This window comes from Curtobacterium sp. MCBA15_005 (assembly GCF_001864855.1).
Lineage (GTDB): Bacteria > Actinomycetota > Actinomycetes > Actinomycetales > Microbacteriaceae > Curtobacterium > Curtobacterium flaccumfaciens.
In genome coordinates this window covers 558,064-575,626 of sequence record NZ_MJGL01000003.1, presented here as the reverse complement: position 1 = coordinate 575,626, position 17,563 = coordinate 558,064, and the positions used below count along the sequence as shown (strand labels likewise).

The following is a 17,563-nucleotide window of genomic DNA, read 5'->3' as shown; positions in this document are numbered from 1 at the left end:
AGGCCGTCGACTGGTCGCGTTTCGTCGCCTGGAGGGCCTGCCGCCGAGTGGTCACGACACGTCGTGCGCCGGGCGCTGAGTGGTCACGAACTGTCGGTTGGCGGCGCCGCAGGCGACGGTCTGCGACCGCTCGCCGCGCTCCCGACGGGGTGTTGTGACCGACGGGCGGGTGCAGTGGGGTGGGGCGTGGCGGCCGGGAGGCTCGGGGCGGGCCCGCCACGCGCCTCCAGGCCGTCGACTGGTCGCGTTTCGTCGCCTGGCGGGCCTGCCGCCGAGTGGTCACGACACGTCGTGGGCCGGGCGCCGTGTGGTCACGAACTGTCGGTTGGCGGCGCCGCAGGCGACGGTCTGCGACCGCTCGCCGCGCTCCCGGCGGGGTGTTGTGACCCCGCCGCACCCGCGCCCGCACCTCACCGCACCCACGCCGCACCCGCACCCGCACCGCACCCGCCGCACCCGCCGCACCCGTCAGCGGTAGCCGCCGTCCTCCAGGCCGGCCTCGACCTCGAACCGGTTCCGCAGGGGATCCCGCCCGGCGACGGCGTAGAGCAGCGGCATGAGCATGCCGTACCGGCGCCACTGCTCGACGTGCACCCGCTCGTGCCGGAGCACCCGCGGGCCGTCGTTGTCGCGGGTCAGGTACACCGAACCGACGCAGGTGCCGCCGCGCCGGAACACCCAGCGCGGCAGCCCCGTGCAGACCACGAGCCCGTCCTCCACCCGGATCCGCCCCGTCGACAGGGGGACGCCCACGGCGAGCCCGACGGCGGTCGCGAACACCCACCCCGCACGGGACACGGGGGAGTCGAGCAGAGGGTTGCGCACGCTCAGGCCGGGCGGCCGTACGTCTCGAGCAGGCGGAGCCAGATCTCGTTCATCGTCGGGTAGGCAGGCACCGCGTGCCACAGGCGGTCGATCGGGACCTCGCCCACGACCGCGACGGTCGCGCCGTGCAGCATCTCGGCGACGTCCTGGCCGACGAACGTGACGCCCACGACGACCCCGCGGTCCTCGTCGACGACCATCTTCGCGCGGCCCGTGTAACCGTCGGCCTGCAGGGAGGACCCGGCGATCGCACCGAGGTCGTACTCCACCGCGCGGACGTTCAGCCCCTGCTCGCGGGCCTTCGCCTCGGTCAGGCCGACGCTCGCGACCTCGGGGTCGGTGAAGGTGACCTGCGGCGAGGCGGCGTGGTCGGCGGTGGCGACGTGTGCACCCCACGGCTCGGTGTGGAGCGGCGTGCCCTGGTACCGGGCGGCGATCGCCTCGCCGGCGGCGCGCGCCTGGTACTTGCCCTGGTGGGTGAGCAGGACGCGGTGGTTGACGTCACCCACGGCGTACAGCCAGTCGGTGCCGTGCACGAGCATGGTGTCGTCGACGTCGAGCCAGTCACCCGCGGTCAGGCCGACGGTCTCGAGCCCGAGGTCACGCGTGTGGGCGGCGCGGCCGGTGGCGGCGAGCACCTCGCTCGTGATGACCGTGGTGCCGTCGTCGAGCACCGTGGTGACGAGACCGTGCTCGTCGCGGTCGACCCGGACCGGGTTGACGCCGGTGCGGACGTCCACGCCGAGTTCGCGCAGGGAGTCGGCGACGAGTTCCCCGGCGAAGGGCTCCATGCCGCCGAGCAGACCGTGCCGGGCGACGAGGGTGACCTTCGCGCCGAGGGACGCCCACGCGGTTGCGAGCTCGGAGCCGGAGACGCCGCCGCCGATGACGAGCAGGCTCTCGGGGACCTGCTGGGCGCTGATGCCCTCGCGGGTGCCCCACGGCTTCGCCTCGGCGAGACCGGGCACCGGGGGCAGCGTGTGCAGGGAACCGGTGACGACCGCGACGGCGGCGCGCGCGGTGTGCGTCTCGCCGTCGACGTCGATGGTCTTCGGGCCGGTGATGCGGGCGTGCCCGCGGATCAGGTCGATGCCGGCGGACTCGAGCCACGAGACCTGGCTGTCGTCCTTCCAGTCGGAGGTGAACGAGTTGCGGCGAGCGAGCACGTGGGCGGCGTCGAGCGTGCCGGTCACGGCCTGCTTCGCACCGTCGAGCCGCTTGGCGGCGGCGAGGGCGTGTCCGCTGCGCAGGAGCGCCTTCGAGGGCATGCACGCCCAGTAGGAGCACTCGCCGCCGACGAGCTCGGCCTCCACGATCGCGACCGACAGGTCGCGCTTCCTGGCGTAGTCCGCCACGTTCTCGCCGACAGCGCCGGCTCCGATCACGATGAGGTCGTAGTGCGTCATGCTGCCGAGCGTACGCGGACCGGCAGGGGGTCCGCCGGTCGCGTCGTGCCCGTGGTCAGCCCACCCGGGAGGCGCTGGTCACCGCTCCGACGACGCGCAGGATCACGCCGAGGTCGTCCACCGCCCGGTCCGGGTCGACGGGGGCGAATCCGGTGAGCGCGGCGCCGACGAGGCGGCGGCCGCGCGTCGCGGCCTGGATGCGCTCGACGAGCGCTGCGCCGTCGAGGCCGAACGGGACGGGTTCGAGGAGTCCGTCGACCTCGGACGGGTCGAGGACGTCGAGGTCGACGTGCACGAAGACCGAGGCGGCACCGGTCCGCTCGACCGCTGCGGCGAGGGCGTCCGGGGTGGCGGCGTCGACGTCGAGGTGCACGATCCCGGCCTTGTCGAGGGCGGCCCGTTCGGCGTCCTCGACCCCGCGGACCCCGGCGACGACGACCGAGGACGCCGGCACCACGGGCAGGCCGGGGAACAGGTCGTCGGGGCGGTCGACCAGCAGGCGCAGGGCGGCGGTCTCGGCGGCGACGGGCTGGGCTCGGTTGAGCGCGCGGTACCCGCTGGACCCGGAGATGCGGACGAACGCGGTGTCCGGTGCGAGGGCGGCGGTCGCGCCGAGGACACTGGCGCCGTCGCCGCCGACGACGAGCACCGGTTCGGTGGCGACGGCGGTTTCCTCGGCGACGCGTTCGGCGACGGCGAGCACCGAGGTGTAGCGGGCGACGGCGGTCTCGAGGCGGTCACCCGCTCCGGCCGGGACGTCGACCACGGTGGTGGACGCCCGGGGGAGGTCGGCCGCGATCGCCGACGCGCCGTCCCCGAGCCGCATCGCGCGCGACGACGCCGAACCCTGCCACTGACCGACCACGAGGAAGTGCATCGTCTCAGTCTGTCAGCTGGGGTCCGGCGTCGTCAGGGCGTTCGTCAGATGCTCGAGGATCCGCCGGACTTCAGCGCGGCGAGCCGTGCCTCGACCTCGGCGTCCTTGCCGACGTCCTCGAGGCTCTCGAACTGGGCGTCGAGGCTGGACGACTGCAGCTCCTGCTGGCCGAGCACCTTCGCCTCTTCGCGGCGGACCTTCTCCTCGAAGCGGCCGAGGTCGCTCGTCGGGTCGAGCACGTCGATGTTGCCGAGGGCGTCGTTGACGCGGGACTGCGCCTCGGCGGTCTTCGAGCGGGCGACGAGGTTGTCCCGCTTCGCGCGGAGCTGCTCGAGCTTCTGCTCCATGCCGGCGAGACCGGTCTTGAGCTTCTCGACGGCCTCGTTCTGCGACGCCAGGTTCGGCTCCGCGTCCTTGACCTCCTGCTCGGCGGCGATCTGCTTGCCGATCGCGATCTTGGCGAGGTTGTCGAACTTGTCCGCCTCGGCCGACTTGCCCTCGGAGCGGTACTTGTCGGCGGCGGCGGAGGCGTTGGCGGCCTTCTGGCCCCACTCGAGGGCGGCCTTCTTGTCCTCCTCGTGGTCCTGCTCGAGCAGGCGCACGTTGCCGATGGTCTGCGCGATCGCGGTCTTCGCGTCGGCGATGTTGTTCGTGTAGTCGCGGACGAGCTGGTCCAGCATCTTCTGCGGGTCCTCGGCGTCGTCGATGATCTGGTTGATGTTCGCGCGCACGAGGGTGGAGATGCGTCCGAAGATGGTCTGCTTGGCCATTGCTGTTCCCTTTCGTGGAAGTCCTGTGGACGGTGTTGTCGGGTCGTGTCTGGTTCTGGGTGCCGGAGGCCGGGTCAGCTCCGGTCGGGTCCGGTCGTGTCGGGAGCGGGGGAGCGTGCCCGTCAGAAGCGGCCGCCGCCGGAGAAGCCGCCGCCGCCCCCGCCCCCGCCGCCGCCTCCGCCGAAGCCGCCACCGCCGCCGAAGCCCCCGCCGCCGCCGAAACCACCGCCCCCGAAGGAGCCTCCGCCGTAACTGCCGCCGCGACCGCCGAGCAGGCCGCCGAGGACGAGTCCGGTGACCAGGCCACCGAGCTGGGCACCACCACCGCCACCGCCCTGGCCGCCACCCCAGCCGCCGAGGTCGTCGTTGGCTGCGTCCATCGCTGCTGCGGCGTACTGCTCGGCCGCGCGGGCTGCGTTGAGTGCCTGGCCGGGGTTGCTCGGGGCGAGCTCGACGGCGTCGTCGTAGGCACGCTGGGCCTCGGACAGCCGGGTCCGGGCGGTCGGGCCGATGCCGCCGCGGTGCAGGGAGACGTAGTCGCGAGCCTGGCTGATCCGGTTCCGGGCGTCGCGCAGGGCCGCGTCGAGCGCCTGGGTGGCGCGCTGGCGCTGTTCCTCGGCGCCCCGTGCCGCGGCGATGGCCTGGTCGATCTCGGTGTTCGCCCGGGTCAGCGCGTCGACGGCGGCCACGGGGTCCTTCGGGTCGAGCCCCTGGCGGAGCACGGCCTCGGCGCGGGTGACCGCGGCTGCGAGGTCCGGGCCGCCCGAGCGCAGGCTGCGGGCGGCGGCGACGTCGCCCTGGATGTCGATGCGCATCGCCTCGGCGCGGGCGGTGGCCTCGTCGAAGGACTGCTCGGCGGCGAGTGCGCCGTCGGTGAGCTGCTGCACCTGGGCGAGCGCGTGCTGGGCGTCGCGCACGGCGACGACCGCCTCGCCCTTGTCGCCGGCGGCGATGGAGGCGGTGGCGGCGGTCGAGCGTTCGGTGGCGAAGGCGAGCACCTGGTGGGCCTGGTCGACGTTGTTCGCCACGGTGGCGAGGGTGCGGCCGGTGTAGCGGGCACGGACGCGGTCGAGTGCAGCGGCGGCGGCCCCGACCGATGCCGGTGCGGCGGCCACGGCCTGGGCGAGCGACGCGGCTGCGTCCTCGACGCCGTCCTCGAGCGACCGGAGCTGGTCGAACGCCTCGGTCTGCTCCTCGATCGCGGCGTGCGCCCGTTCGCAGATCACGATGATCTGGTTCGCCCACTCGGCGCGCTGCTGGGGGGTGTCGGGGATCTCGTCGTCGAGCTGCTGCCGGATCGTGAAGGCCTTGCGGACCTCGCGCTGGGCGGCCTGCACGGCGTCGGCGAAGGGCTTGGCGGCGTCCGGGCCGAACTGCGCGCTCGCGAACCCGACCTCTTGCTCGGCGGTGCGGAGTTCGTCGTCGATGGTGACGAGGGCGCCGCCGGCGGTGCGTTCGAGGTCGGCGAGCGATGCTTCCTGCGCCTCGGTCGCTGCGGCGGTGCGGCGCTTGTTCCGGGTCCGGATGACCAGGACCACGACGATGAGCCCGACGACCACGACGAGCAGCAGGATCCACAGCCAGGTGAGGTCCGCCGGGGCCTGCGACTGGGTCAGCCCGTCGGCGAAGGCCACGGCGGCGCCGGACCAGTCACCCTGCTTGAGCTCGGGGAGCAGCGCGTCGTTGACGGCGTTCTCCACGTCGGACGAGGAGATCGCGGTCTCGTTCGTCTGCTGGACGTCGTAGTTGCGCTCGTCGACCGCGACCGAGAGCAGGATGCCGTCGGTGTCGATCTGGTTCTGCTCCATCACGGCCCGGCCCCACTCGGTGTGGTCGGTGGGGTCGGTGAAGGACGGCACGAACACGACGAAGAGCTGCGTCTGGGTCTCGGAGTACAGGTCCTGCACGGCCTGCTCGACCTTCGACTGCTGGGATGCGGTCAGCGCGTCGGCCTCGTCGAGGACGTACGCGCCGCCCAGGTCGACGGGCGCCGTGGCGTGGGCGGTCGCTGCCGGAGCCAGGACGATGAGCATCGCGACCAGGGCCGCCGTCACACGGCTCCACAGCCGCGTTGTCCCCCTTCGCCCGCTCGATCCGTCCGTGCCCGATCCGTGCTGGACCGCTCGCATCCGTCCTCCGTCCGTCGCCGGTCGGTACCCCGTGGCACCGCACCGGACCGCGCCACGAGGCGCTGTCGCCCGGAGTCTATCCAGGCCACGCAGGGGCACCGCCAGACTCTGGGGGAACGCTCCGGACCGTGCTTCCTGTGGACGTCTTGTCCCCCGTCCCGGGGTATGCTGGCGCCACTGTTCGAGGATGAACGGAAGGGGAAGAACGATGGAACGCACCACGAGCACCGAGGTCGTCCCGCTCGAGGACGGCTACCACCGGGTGTCGACTCCGGCGACGGGTGTGATCGGTTTCGTGCGCGAGCACGACGGCCGCTACGAGGTCCTGCGCGGACGAGTCCGCCAGGCGACCCGCTCCGAGGGGCAGTACAGCACCATGAACGTCGCGCTCATCGCGCTGACGCACGCCTGATCCGCTCTGGGCGCGACCACACGACCGACGGGCGCTGCCCCGGCCGGTGGGTCGCGCCTCCAGACCGTCACGGTGACGCTCCGGACGCCGGCTGCTAACCGCGCGGACGACCGGGAGGCCCTGGTCGCCGCCGTCGCGTCGGCGACCGGCGTCGAGCCGGTCGCGGTGCGCGCGGGGCGCGTCTGCCCGCACTGCGCGGGGACCGACCACGGTCGTCCGTGGGCGACCGTCGCGGGCACAGTGGTCGGCGTGAGCCTGGCGCGCGCACCGGGGGTCGTCGCCCTCGCGGTCGGACCGTCGGCGCTCGGCGTCGACGTCGAACGGGTGTCGCGGGTCGCCGCCGCACCGCTCGACGCCTTCACCCCGGACGAACTCCGTCGAGCCGACGGAGACCCGGCGCTCCTCGCCGCCGCGTGGGCGGCCAAGGAGGCCGTGCTGAAACGCGACGGACGCGGGCTACGCGTCGACCCGCTCGCGGTGGAGGTCGACGTGACCGCCGGCACCGCCCGCTTCGAGGGTGTCGGACAACCGGTCACCGTGCTGTCCCCCGCGCCGGACGTGGTGCTCGTCGTCGCGGCGGGTGGCCTGTCCGTCGAGGTGGTCGGGACGGTCAGCAGGGGAGCGTGAGCACCTCGGCGCCGTCCTCGGTGATCGCGATGGTGTGCTCGGTGTGGGCGGTCCGCGCTCCGGTGGCACTCCGCAGCGTCCACCCGTCGGCGTCGGTGACCAGGACGTCGGTGTCCGCCATCACCCACGGCTCGAGCGCGAGCAGGAGTCCGGGCCGCAGCGTGTAGCCGCGGCCGGGGCGCCCGATGTTCGACACGTGCGGGTCCTGGTGCATGGTCGAGCCGATGCCGTGTCCGCCGAACTCCACGTTCACCGGGTAGCCCGCGGCTTCGAGGACGGTGCCGATCGCGTGGGACAGGTCACCGATGCGGGCGCCCGGTCCGGCGGCGGCGATGCCCGCGGCCAGCGCGCGTTCGGTGGCGTCGATGAGGGCGAGGTCCTCGGGGCGCGGGGTGCCGACGACGAAGCTGATCGCGGCGTCGGCGGCGATGCCGTCCAGGGACACCGCGAGGTCGAGGGTGAGCAGGTCCCCGTCGTGCAGCACCCGGTCGTGCGGCAGCCCGTGCAGCACGGCGTCGTTCACGGCCGTGCAGATGTGGTGGCCGAACGGACCACGGCCGAACGAGGGCGCGTAGTCGACGTAGCAGGAGTCGGCACCGGCGGCCTCGATCATCTGCTTCGCCCACCGGTCGATCTCGAGCAGGTTCGTGCCGACGCGGGTGCGTTCGCGCAGGGTCTGCAGGATCGTGCCGACGAGGGCTCCGGTGGCGCGGCCCTTGTCGACCTCGGCGGGGGTCAGGATCTCGATCACGCGGATGATCATACCGGTATTACTATGTGGTCATGGTCCGTCTCCCACTCCGCCCCGACGAGGTCGCGCGCGGTCGCCGCCTCGGTGCACTGCTTCGTCGTGCCCGTGGTCCGCGATCGATCGTGGACACCGCCCTGGCCGCGGGGATCTCGCCGGAGACGCTCCGGAAGATCGAGACCGGCCGCATCGCGACGCCGGCGTTCTCGACGATCGCGTCGGTCGCGGGCGTGGTCGGACTGTCGCTCGACGCGGTGTGGTCCGAGGTCAGCTGCGACCCGGCGGACGGCGAGCTGGCCGGCTAGTCGACGCGGCGGCGTCGCGAGCTGGTCGACGCGGCGGCGGAGCCGGCTAGCCAGCGGGCAGCGTCGGCACCGAGGCCTCGTCGATCCAGGGTCCGGTCACCGCCAGGACGTCCGCGACGGACCGGCCGGTGGCGTCCGCGAACGCACGGAGCACGTCGGGCACGGTGACGGATCCGTGCCGGTGCCGCTCGGTGATGCTCCGCAGCCCGGTGAAGAAGGCGTCGTCGCCGATCGTGCGGCGGACGGCGTGCAGGGCGAGGGCGCCGCGCTTGTAGACGCGGTCGTCGAACATGTCCTTCGCGCCCGGGTCACCGACCACCAGGTCCTCCGGCTGCTCGAGCAGCGCCTGCCGGTACCGCTCGGCCAGCTGGTCGGCGGTGTCGTCGCCGCGGTCCTCGGACCACAGCCACTCGGCGTAGCAGGCGAACCCCTCGTGCAGCCAGATGTCCTGCCACCGGGTGACCGTGACGGAGTTGCCGAACCACTGGTGGGCGAGCTCGTGGGCGATGAGGCGGTCGGTGCCGTGTTCGCCGTCGACGTGGTTCCGGCCGAACACCGCCAGACCGTGGGCCTCGAGTGGGATCTCCAGGTCGTCGTCGGTCACCACGACGCCGTACGCCGCGAACGGGTACGGGCCGAACCGGTCACCGAACAGCGCGAGCATCTCCGGCACCTGGCCGAAGTCGGTCTTCGCGGCGGCGGCGAGGTCGGCGGGGTGGTGCAGCGTGACGGGGACCCCGCTCGTGCGCAGCTTCGTGGTGCGGTACCGGCCGATCTGGACGGTCGCCAGGTAGGTCGCCATCGGCTCGGTGGTGGCGTAGGTCCAGCGGGTGCCGACGCGGTCGCGCTCCTTGGCGAGCAGCTCCCCGTTCGCCAGGACGTCGTACGCCGCCTCGGCCGCGATCTCGATCCGGTACGTGGCCTTGTCGTCGGGGCGGTCGTTGCACGGGAACCACGACGGCGCTCCCGTGGGCTGCGCGGCGACGATGACGCCGTCGGACAGTTCTTCCCAGCCGAGCTGCCCCCACGCACTCCGGACGGGGTGCGGGGTGCCGCGGTACCGCAGGTGCACGCTGAACACGGTGTCGGCGGCGATGGGGTCGGCCGGGGTGACGGTCACCTTGTGCGTCGCGGTAGAGACCTTCTTGGCCCGGCGTCCGTCGACGTCGACCCGGTCGACCGTGAGCCCGTGCAGGTCGATCACGACCTTCTCGAGCGGCTCGAGGGCACGCGCGGTGATCGTGGCGGTGCCGTCCAGGCGGTTCGTGGCGACGCGGTAGTCGAGACGGAGCTCGTAGTGCTCGGCGCTCCACCGTCGGTCGCCGCTGTGCGGGGTGTACGGGTCTGCGGCGGGATCGGAGGGCACGGGGACAGTCAACCTCATGGCGCCGGTGGGGCGGTCACCGACGGTGCTGCCGATGTCCACGGAGCGATCGGGTTGCCGGACCAGCGGGAACCCGTCGGCACCTGCTCACCGCGCATCACGAGCGAGGACGGCCCGACGGTCGCCCCGGCACCGATGCCGGCCGCCGGCAGGACCACGCTGTGCGGCCCGAGGGTCGCACCCGTGTCGATCCGGACGGTGTCGAGCTGCATCACGCGGTCGTGGAACAGGTGCGTCTGCACGACCGTCCCACGCGCCACCGACGCCCCGGAGCCGATGGTGACCAGGTCGGCCTCGGGCAGCCAGTACGTCTCGAGCCAGGTGCCGCGGCCGATCGTCGCACCGAGGCTCCGCAGCCAGACGGCCAGCGCGGGGGTGCCGGTGGCCTGCTCGGCGAACCAGGGGCGCGCGACGGTCTCGACGAACGTGTCCTGCACCTCGTTGCGCCACACGAACGACGACCACAGCGGGTGCTCCCGGGCCGTGATCCGGCCGACGAACGCCCACTTCGCGATCGTCGACACCACGGCGGCGACGGCACCGGCGGCGATGAGCACCGGCCCGGCGAGCAGCACCGTCCACCCGATCCCGACGGCCGACCACAGCGCCAGCAGGGCTCCGGCCACGCCGAGGGCGATGGCGGCGGAGACCATCGGGGCCACCAGGCGCAGCAGCTCCCAGCAGCCGCGGGCGACCTTGAGCCGCCTGGACGGACGGAACGTGCGCGCCTCGTCGAACTCCGTCGCCGCACGCCGCAGCCGCACCGGGGGCGACCCGAGCCACGACGACCCGCGCTTGGCCTTCTTCGGCACCGCGGACAGCACCGCCACCAGGGCCTCGCGCGGCACCGAGCGTCCGGCGCCCGTCATCCCGCTGTTGCCGAGGAACGCCCGACGGCCGACCTTCGAACGACCGATCCGCACCCGACCGCCGCCGAGCTCGTACGTCGCCACCATCGTGTCGTCGGCCAGGAACGCCCCCGACGCGATCTGCGTCAACGCCGGGATGAGCAGCACCGTCGAGATCTCGGTGTCCCGACCGACCCGGGCACCGAGCAGCCGCAGCCACACCGGCGTCACGAGCGAGGCGTACAGCGGGAACAGCAGGGTGCGCGCCGCGTCGAGCACCCGCTCGGTCGACCACACCTGCCAGCCGATCCGGGAGCGCACCGGGTGCCGCCCCTCGTGCAGCCCGATGCCGAGCAGCCGCACCGAGACCACCACCAGCAGCGCGTACACCGCACCGGCGACCACCGTCGCCAGGGGGACCGTCACCAGCGCACGGAGCACCGCGTCGCCCAGGGTCGACGCCCGCCCGACCAGGGCGAGGGCGACCAGCAGGCCGACCGCGACACCGACCACCGGCAACCCGGCCACGGCCAGGGACCCGGCCCCGTACGCGAGCAGCCAGCGTCGACGGGTCGCGGGACGGGCCTCCCGGTCGTCACGAGCCGACCCGGTGCGCTCCGCCGGCGCCCCCGCCCAGCGTTCGCCCGCGGGCACCGGGCCGCCGACGGCGGAACCCGCCGTGATCTCGGCACCCGCACCGACGTGCGCCCCCGGCAGCAGCGTCGTCCGGCTGCGCACCACGGCGTCCTCGTCGACACGGACGTGCCCCAGGTGGAACACGTCGCCGTCGAGCCAGTGCCCGGCCAGGTCGACCTCGGGCTCGATCGACGCACGCTTGCCGATCGTGAGCATCCCCGTCACCGGCGGCAACGTGTGCAGGTCGACGTCCCGGCCGATCCGCGCACCGAGCGCCCGGGCGTAGTAGCTGATCCACGGGGCACCCGCCGTCGACGGGCCGTCGACCGCCTCGGCGATGCGCTCGGCCAACCACACCCGCAGGTGCACGGAACCACCGCGGGGGTACGACCCCGGCCGGACCCCGGCGAGCAGCAGCCGCGCCAGCACCACCGTCAGCGCCATCTTGCCGATCGGCGTCACGAACACCAGGAGCGCCAGCACCAACACCAGCCAGGGCAGCACCGGCAGGAACGGCAGCGTCGTCGCGTGCAGCACCGCAGCCACCAGGGCCGTCCACGTCAGCACCCGCAACCCCCGGAGCACCTGCACCGGCAGCCCGAGCAGCGTCATCAGCAACCCCGTCGCCGGAGGCACCGGCGTGACGTCACGCGACGACGCCTCGACCGGGCCGGACTCGTCCAGCGCCGCCGCCAACGCCCCGATCCGCGGGTGGTCGTACACGTCCGCCACCGTCGTCGTCGGGAACCGCTCGCGGATGGCCGACACCAGCTGCGCCGCCGTCAACGACCCACCGCCGTGCGCGAAGAAGTCGTCGTCGACGCTCGCCACCGGCACCCCCAGGATCGCCGACCACCGCTCGGCGATCCACGCCACCGTGTCCGGCAGCATCGCCGCGTCCGAGGCGCCCGGCAACGGCCACGGCAGCGCCGCACGGTCGACCTTGCCCGACGTCCGCGTCGGCAGCGACTCCACCACGGCCACCAACGGCACCAGCGCCGCCGGCAGCTCCTGCCGCAACCGGGCGTTCGCCGCAGCCACGTCCACCGTCGCCCCGGCCACCGGGGCCACGTACCCGACCAGCACCTGGTTGCCCGCCGGGGTCCGCTGCACCACCGCGGCACCACCCGCCACGTCGTCCAGGGCCTGCAGCGCCGCATCGATCTCCCCGAGCTCGATCCGCCGGCCACCGAGCTTCACCTGGTCGTCCGCACGCCCCTGGAACACCAGCCCCTCGGGCTCGTACCGCACCAGGTCCCCGCTCCGGTACGCCCGCTCCCACCCGAGCTCCGGGAACGGCGCGTACTTCTCCGCGTCCTTCGCCGGGTCGAGGTAGCGCCCCAGCCCGACCCCGCCGATCACGAGCTCACCGACGCCGCCCGGCTCCACCCGTTGTCCGGCGCCGTCCACCACGGCGAGGTCCCACCCGTCCAGCGGCAACCCGATCCGGATCGGCTGGCTCCCGTCGAGCAGGGACCCGCACGCCACCACCGTCGCCTCGGTCGGCCCGTACGTGTTCCACACCTCACGGTCACGGCTCGCGATGCGCGCCGCCAACTCCGGCGGGCACGCCTCACCGCCGAAGATCACCAGCCGCACCTGCTCCAGCGCATCGTCCGGCCACAACGCCGCCAGCGTCGGCACCGTCGACACCACCGTGATCGTGTGCGCGATGAGCCACGGCCCCAGGTCCACCCCCGTCCGCACCAACGACCGGGGCGCCGGCACCAACGCGGCACCGTGCCCCCACGCCAACCACATCTCCTCGCACGACGCGTCGAACGCCACGCTCAGCCCCGCCAGCACCCGGTCACCCGGACCGATCGGCGCCGCCTGCAGGAACATCCGCGCCTCGGCGTCCACGAACGCCGCAGCACTGCGGTGCGTGACCGCCACACCCTTCGGCACACCCGTCGAACCCGACGTGAAGATGATCCACGCGTCGTCGGTCTCGCGGGGGAGCTCGGCGCTCGCCGCGGGGTCCGTCACCGGCAGCTCCGTGCCGTCGCGGTCGCGCAGGACACCGCCCGCGCCGATCACCCCGACGACACCGGCCTCGCCGAACACCAGGGTGGCGCGCTCCTCGGGGTCGTCGGCGTCGACCGGCACGTACGCGGCGCCGGCGGCGAGGATGGCGAGGATCGACAGGTACAGGTCTCGCCCACCGGAGGGGATCCGCACCCCGACCCGGTCGCCCCGTCGGACACCGCGGCGGGCCAGGTCGTCGGCCTGCGCGCGCACGAGGTCGAGCAGGGCGGCGTAGTCGACGCTGCCGGCGGGGTCCTCGAGGGCGGTCGCGTCCGGGTGGGTCGCCGCGGTCGCCGCCAGGACGTCGAACAGGGTCCGTGGGGCGGGTGCGTCGCCGCCGCGGGCGAGTTCGAGCTGCGCGTTCCCGGTGCCGATGGTCATCGAGGCCTCTTCCCGGTCGCGTGCGGGACGACCGGCCCGTGATCCTAGAGGGTCGAGGTGTCCTGCTCGGGAACGGACGGTGCCGCACCGGTCGGCTCGAGTGCCGCACCGGACGGTTCGAGTGCCGCACGTGCCGCGTCGAGCGCCGCCGCGACCCCGATCGAGTCGTCCAGCGAGTGCACCGGCGACTCCGTGCGGCCGTCCGCCACGTACTGCGCGAGCGCCGCCGCCTGCCACACGAGTCCATGACGGCCCCGTATCCCCGTCGGCTCCTCCCAGTGGTCCTCTGCACCCGGGTGGTGCACCGCGAACGATGAGGGGAACACGAAGTGATCGGTGTACCGGACCGTGGCCCGGCTCCCGGCGATCACCGCCAGCCCCGGCGTCCACGCCGTCATCGACGTGGTCACCACCGACTGCGCGCCACCCTCCGCCGTCGACACCGTGACGGACTGGAGGTCCACCCCGCGATCCGAGACCGCCCCCGTCGTGCTGCTGGTCACCGGGGCGCCGGTGGCGAAGCGTGCGAACCAGTGCCCGTACACACCGGCGTCGAGGAGGGCACCCCCTCCGGCGTCGGGGTCGAACAGCCGGTCGGCCGGGTCCGGGTCGTGCGGCCACCCGACGTCGACCGTCGCGAGCCCGACGTCGCCCAGGATCCCGTCCGCGAGCAGACGCGCGACGACGGTGGTGCCCGGCAGGTACCGGGTCCACATCGCCTCCATCGCGAGGACACCCGCGGCCCGCGCGGCGTCGGCGAGGGTGCGGGTGTCCGCCGCCGAGGTCGTCATCGGCTTCTCGACGAGCACGTGCTTGCCGGCGGCGATCGCGAGCAGTGCGTGCCCGAGGTGCTGCGGGTGCGGCGAGGCGACGTAGACCACGTCGACGGCGGGGTCCGCCACGAGGGCCTCGTACGAGCCGTGCACCCCGGGTACGCCGTGGCGGGCGGCGAAGGCCGCGGCACGATCGGGGGAGCGGGAGCCCACGGCGACGACGCGCTGGTCGGAGTTCGCGTGCAGCGTCGTCGTGAAGTCGTTCGCGATCTCCCCGGGGCCGATCACACCCCACCGGAGCACGGGTCCGCCCCGCAGTGCGTGGACTCCGGGCGCCGGGAACGTCATCGTCATGCCCGAACGCTACCGGGCGGACCCGATGCGCGCCGCGCGGTTCGTCCTGCTGCTCACCCTCGAGGAGCACGGGGTCGGTCCTGCTGCTCACCCTCGAAGCACCCAGCCACGAGACCGGCGAAGAACCCGGAGGAGTCTCAACGGGGAAAGGTCGCCGCAGGCGACATCGGCCGGTGCCGACTCCGCGAAGCGGAGACGTCACCTTGGCCGGCGATTTCCAGTGCCCCCAGGAGGATTCGAACCTCCGCCCCTGCCTCCGGAGGGCAGTGCTCTATCCCCTGAGCTATGGGGGCCAAGGGGTGTCAACAACCGTAGCAGGTCCGGCGGGTGGTCCTGGACAGCGCGTGTCGCGCCGTGGACGTGACGACGGGCGGCCTGGAGGCGCGGTGCGGGCCCGCCACGGGCCTCCCGTCCGCACCGTGCGTCGGTCGCGTTCCCGTGCGAGGTTCCGTGTCCCGTGCAGCGTTGCGAGCAGCGCACCACGTGCGCAACCTCGCACCGGACGGCGGCCTCGCACCGTGCGCGGCCGCCGCCGGGCTGGAGGCGCGGTGCGGGCCCGCCACGGGCCTCCCGTCCGCACCGTGCGAGCGTCGCGTTCCCGTGCGAGGTTCCGCATTCCGTGCAGCGTTGCGTGCAGCGCACCACGTGCGCAACCTCGCACCGGACGGCGGCCTCGCACCGTGCGCGGCCGCAGCGCGGGTCAGCCCGCTGGCGTGGCCGTCGCCGACGCGGACGGCTGCAGCGCGGCCCGCACCGCGTCGACGACAGGCTGCGCCCCGCCCGGTTCGGTGAACAGCGTCGACTGCGCGGTGATCCAGTACGGGTCGGCGAAGGCATCGGCGCGGCCGACGTCGCCGCTCAGGGCGAAGTACCCCTCCACGCGGTAGGTGGGGACGGACCCGCCCCGCTCGTACAGGGCGTCCTTCAGGTTGGTGAGCGACTTCTCAGGCAGGTCGGCGACCGCGAGCGTGATCGCCGTGGCGTCCGCGTCGGTGCTGACGAACCGGCACACGCGACCCTGCTGCTTCGCGATGGTCGCAGCGGGGGAGCCCTTCGCCGGGGTGAAGGAGTCGTCGAGCTCGAAGGTCTGCCCGTACACCGACAGCGCGCTGGTCGGCAGGAGCTCCGCGCAGGTCTCGGACACCGGCTTGCCCGCCGGGGTGGCGGTGGCCGACGGGGTGCTGTCGCCGCCGCCCGAGCACCCGGCGAGCACGACGGCTGCTGCGGTGGTGAGGGTGGCGACGGTGAGCGCCCGGGCACGGCTGCGGGGGGTCATCCCGACATGATGCTGCATCGACCGGTGCGGACCTGGGCGTCCCGGTAGGATCGGTCCTCGTGACTCCTGCCGAACTCTCCGCCGCGTACCTGTCGATCCTGACCGGGATCGTCGAGCGCCGAGGCGCGTCCGAGACCGTGACGATCGAGGAGTCCCACGTGGTGCTCGAGCGTCCGAAGAACCGCGCCCACGGCGACTGGGCCTCGAACGCCGCCATGCAGCTCGCGAAGCGGCTCGGCACGAACCCGCGCGAGCTCGCGACCGAGATCGCCGGCGAGCTGACCGAGCTCGACGGTGTGGACTCGGTCGACGTCGCCGGCCCCGGCTTCATCAACATCACGCTCGAGGCCGCCGCCGCGGGTGAGATCGCGCGCACCATCGTGGACGGCGCCGAGTCCTTCGGCACCGGCGACCTGTACGACGGCGTCCGGATCAACCTGGAGTTCGTCTCCGCCAACCCCACCGGCCCGATCCACATGGGCGGCGTGCGGTGGGCCGCAGTCGGCGACAGCCTGGCCCGCGTGTTCCAGGCGCAGGGCGGGCTCGTCACCCGCGAGTACTACTTCAACGACCACGGCGCGCAGATCGACCGCTTCGCCCGCTCCCTCGTCGCCAGCGCACTCGGTGAGCCCACGCCCGAGGACGGCTACGGCGGCGCCTACATCGCCGAGATCGCCGCACGGGTCATCGCGACCCTCGAGCCGGGCATCGACGTCCGCGACCTTCCGCGCGACGAGGCGCAGGAGCTCTTCCGTCGCGAGGGCGTCGACTTCATGTTCGCGGACATCAAGTCGTCGCTGCACGACTTCGGCGTCGACTTCGACGTCTACTTCCACGAGAACGCCCTGCACGAGTCGAAGGCCGTCGAGCGTGCCATCGCCCGACTGCGGTCGGCCGGCGTGATGTACGAGGCCGAGGGCGCCGAGTGGCTCCGCACGACCGACTTCGGCGACGACCGCGACCGCGTCGTCATCAAGTCGGACGGCGAGCCCGCGTACATCGCCGGCGACCTGGCGTACTACCTCGACAAGCGCGAGCGCGGGTTCGAGCGGAACCTGATCATGCTCGGCGCCGACCACCACGGCTACGTCGGCCGGATGATGGCGATGTGCGCCGCGTTCGGGGACGAGCCGGGCAAGAACCTCGAGATCCTGATCGGGCAGATGGTCAACCTGCTCAAGGACGGCGAGCCGATGCGCATGTCGAAGCGCAACGGCACCATCGTCACGATGGAGGACCTCGTCGACGCCGTCGGTGTCGACGCCGGCCGGTACGCCCTGGTCCGGTTCGCCAGCGACACCGCGATCGACATCGACCTCGACCTGCTCACCAAGCGCACGAACGACAACCCCGTCTTCTACGTGCAGTACGCCCACGCACGCACGCAGTCGGTGGCCCGGAACGCCGCGGCGGCCGGGGTCGACCGGTCCGTGTTCGACGCGTCGCTGCTGACCCACGAGTCCGAGAGCGCGCTGCTCGGAGCCCTCGCCGAGTACCCGCGGGTGGTCCGGCACGCCGCCGAGCTGCGCGAGCCGCACCGCATCGCGCGGTACATCGAGCAGCTCGCCGGCCTGTACCACCGCTGGTACGACTCCTGCCGTGTCACGCCCCTCGGCGACGAGCCCGTGACCGACCTGCACCGCACGCGCCTGTGGCTGAACGACGCCACCGGGCAGGTCGTCCGCAACGGCCTCGGCCTGCTCGGCGTTTCGGCGCCGTCCCGCATGTAGCGGCGTGACGCCGGCAGCGGCGCCGCCGCTGTCCGCACAACCAAAGTGAGCCCG

Annotated in this window: 14 protein-coding genes and 1 tRNA gene; 4 read left to right on the top strand and 11 right to left on the bottom strand. The window is 73.3% G+C overall.

Annotated elements, in window-relative coordinates:
- Positions 1–468: 468 nt before the first annotated feature.
- From BIU89_RS03855 to BIU89_RS03835, 5 genes are all read right to left on the bottom strand, one after another.
- Positions 469–825, bottom strand: a complete 357-nt coding sequence (locus BIU89_RS03855) for a Fe-S oxidoreductase (protein WP_175330772.1) — start codon at positions 823–825, stop codon at positions 469–471.
- Between the two features lie 2 nt (positions 826–827).
- A complete protein-coding gene (locus tag BIU89_RS03850; protein WP_071244801.1) occupies positions 828–2,231 on the bottom strand; it encodes a dihydrolipoyl dehydrogenase family protein in 1,404 nt (467 codons plus the stop codon).
- 55 nt (positions 2,232–2,286) lie between these two features.
- Entirely contained in the window at positions 2,287–3,108 is an 822-nt protein-coding gene (locus tag BIU89_RS03845; RefSeq protein WP_027465799.1) for an arginase family protein, read from the bottom strand.
- Positions 3,109–3,152: 44 nt separating this feature from the next.
- Positions 3,153–3,878, bottom strand: coding sequence for a PspA/IM30 family protein (locus BIU89_RS03840; RefSeq protein WP_027465798.1), 726 nt, complete (start codon positions 3,876–3,878; stop codon positions 3,153–3,155).
- A 122-nt stretch (positions 3,879–4,000) separates the two neighbouring features.
- Positions 4,001–5,932, bottom strand: coding sequence for a TPM domain-containing protein (locus BIU89_RS03835; RefSeq protein WP_071244800.1), 1,932 nt, complete (start codon positions 5,930–5,932; stop codon positions 4,001–4,003).
- Between the two features lie 283 nt (positions 5,933–6,215).
- Here BIU89_RS03835 and BIU89_RS03830 point away from each other — a divergent pair, with 283 nt between their 5' ends.
- A complete protein-coding gene (locus BIU89_RS03830; RefSeq protein ID WP_017885770.1) occupies positions 6,216–6,419 on the top strand; it encodes a hypothetical protein in 204 nt (67 codons plus the stop codon).
- A gap of 72 nt (positions 6,420–6,491) precedes the next feature.
- Positions 6,492–7,046 carry a 4'-phosphopantetheinyl transferase family protein gene (locus BIU89_RS03825; RefSeq protein ID WP_071244799.1) on the top strand — a complete coding sequence of 185 codons (555 nt, stop codon included), beginning with the start codon at positions 6,492–6,494 and terminating at the stop codon, positions 7,044–7,046.
- On the opposite strand, the gene map is transcribed toward BIU89_RS03825, so the two are convergent.
- Positions 7,030–7,797, bottom strand: a complete 768-nt coding sequence (map, locus tag BIU89_RS03820) for a type I methionyl aminopeptidase (protein WP_071244923.1) — start codon at positions 7,795–7,797, stop codon at positions 7,030–7,032. The two genes, BIU89_RS03825 and map, sit on opposite strands and share 17 nt — an antisense overlap.
- Positions 7,798–7,829: 32 nt before the next feature.
- Between map and BIU89_RS03815 the strand changes: the two genes are divergently transcribed.
- Positions 7,830–8,099 carry a helix-turn-helix domain-containing protein gene (locus BIU89_RS03815; protein WP_027465796.1) on the top strand — a complete coding sequence of 90 codons (270 nt, stop codon included), beginning with the start codon at positions 7,830–7,832 and terminating at the stop codon, positions 8,097–8,099.
- Positions 8,100–8,145: 46 nt separating this feature from the next.
- Here the strand turns inward: BIU89_RS03815 and BIU89_RS03810 are convergent, their stop codons facing one another.
- The 5 genes from BIU89_RS03810 to BIU89_RS03790 all read right to left on the bottom strand — a co-directional run bounded on the left by BIU89_RS03810 (position 8,146) and on the right by BIU89_RS03790 (position 15,779).
- Positions 8,146–9,465 carry a M1 family metallopeptidase gene (locus tag BIU89_RS03810; protein WP_254791475.1) on the bottom strand — a complete coding sequence of 440 codons (1,320 nt, stop codon included), beginning with the start codon at positions 9,463–9,465 and terminating at the stop codon, positions 8,146–8,148.
- 14 nt (positions 9,466–9,479) lie between these two features.
- Positions 9,480–13,376, bottom strand: coding sequence for a Pls/PosA family non-ribosomal peptide synthetase (locus BIU89_RS03805; RefSeq protein WP_071244798.1), 3,897 nt, complete (start codon positions 13,374–13,376; stop codon positions 9,480–9,482).
- 44 nt (positions 13,377–13,420) lie between these two features.
- Positions 13,421–14,503 (bottom strand): Gfo/Idh/MocA family protein, encoded by a 1,083-nt coding sequence (locus BIU89_RS03800; protein ID WP_071244797.1) that lies wholly within the window; start codon positions 14,501–14,503, stop codon positions 13,421–13,423.
- Positions 14,504–14,724: 221 nt separating this feature from the next.
- Positions 14,725–14,796: transfer RNA gene (locus BIU89_RS03795), tRNA-Arg, on the bottom strand.
- Positions 14,797–15,203: 407 nt separating this feature from the next.
- Positions 15,204–15,779, bottom strand: coding sequence for a hypothetical protein (locus tag BIU89_RS03790; protein WP_027465794.1), 576 nt, complete (start codon positions 15,777–15,779; stop codon positions 15,204–15,206).
- Between the two features lie 59 nt (positions 15,780–15,838).
- Here BIU89_RS03790 and argS point away from each other — a divergent pair, with 59 nt between their 5' ends.
- Positions 15,839–17,509, top strand: a complete 1,671-nt coding sequence (gene argS / locus BIU89_RS03785; protein ID WP_071244796.1) for an arginine--tRNA ligase — start codon at positions 15,839–15,841, stop codon at positions 17,507–17,509.
- The last annotated feature ends 54 nt before the right edge of the window (positions 17,510–17,563 follow it).

What these genes read in the sequence shown, in the direction of transcription:
- BIU89_RS03815 (WP_027465796.1), top strand. Translation starts at nt 7,830, where the DNA reads ATGGTCCGTCTCCCACTCCGCCCCGACGAGGTCGCGCGCGGTCGCCGC.
- BIU89_RS03800 (WP_071244797.1), bottom strand. Translation starts at nt 14,503, where the DNA reads ATGACGATGACGTTCCCGGCGCCCGGAGTCCACGCACTGCGGGGCGGA.
- BIU89_RS03850 (WP_071244801.1), bottom strand. Translation starts at nt 2,231, where the DNA reads ATGACGCACTACGACCTCATCGTGATCGGAGCCGGCGCTGTCGGCGAG.
- BIU89_RS03790 (WP_027465794.1), bottom strand. Translation starts at nt 15,779, where the DNA reads ATGACCCCCCGCAGCCGTGCCCGGGCGCTCACCGTCGCCACCCTCACC.
- BIU89_RS03805 (WP_071244798.1), bottom strand. Translation starts at nt 13,376, where the DNA reads ATGACCATCGGCACCGGGAACGCGCAGCTCGAACTCGCCCGCGGCGGC.
- BIU89_RS03840 (WP_027465798.1), bottom strand. Translation starts at nt 3,878, where the DNA reads ATGGCCAAGCAGACCATCTTCGGACGCATCTCCACCCTCGTGCGCGCG.
- BIU89_RS03845 (WP_027465799.1), bottom strand. Translation starts at nt 3,108, where the DNA reads ATGCACTTCCTCGTGGTCGGTCAGTGGCAGGGTTCGGCGTCGTCGCGC.
- BIU89_RS03830 (WP_017885770.1), top strand. Translation starts at nt 6,216, where the DNA reads ATGGAACGCACCACGAGCACCGAGGTCGTCCCGCTCGAGGACGGCTAC.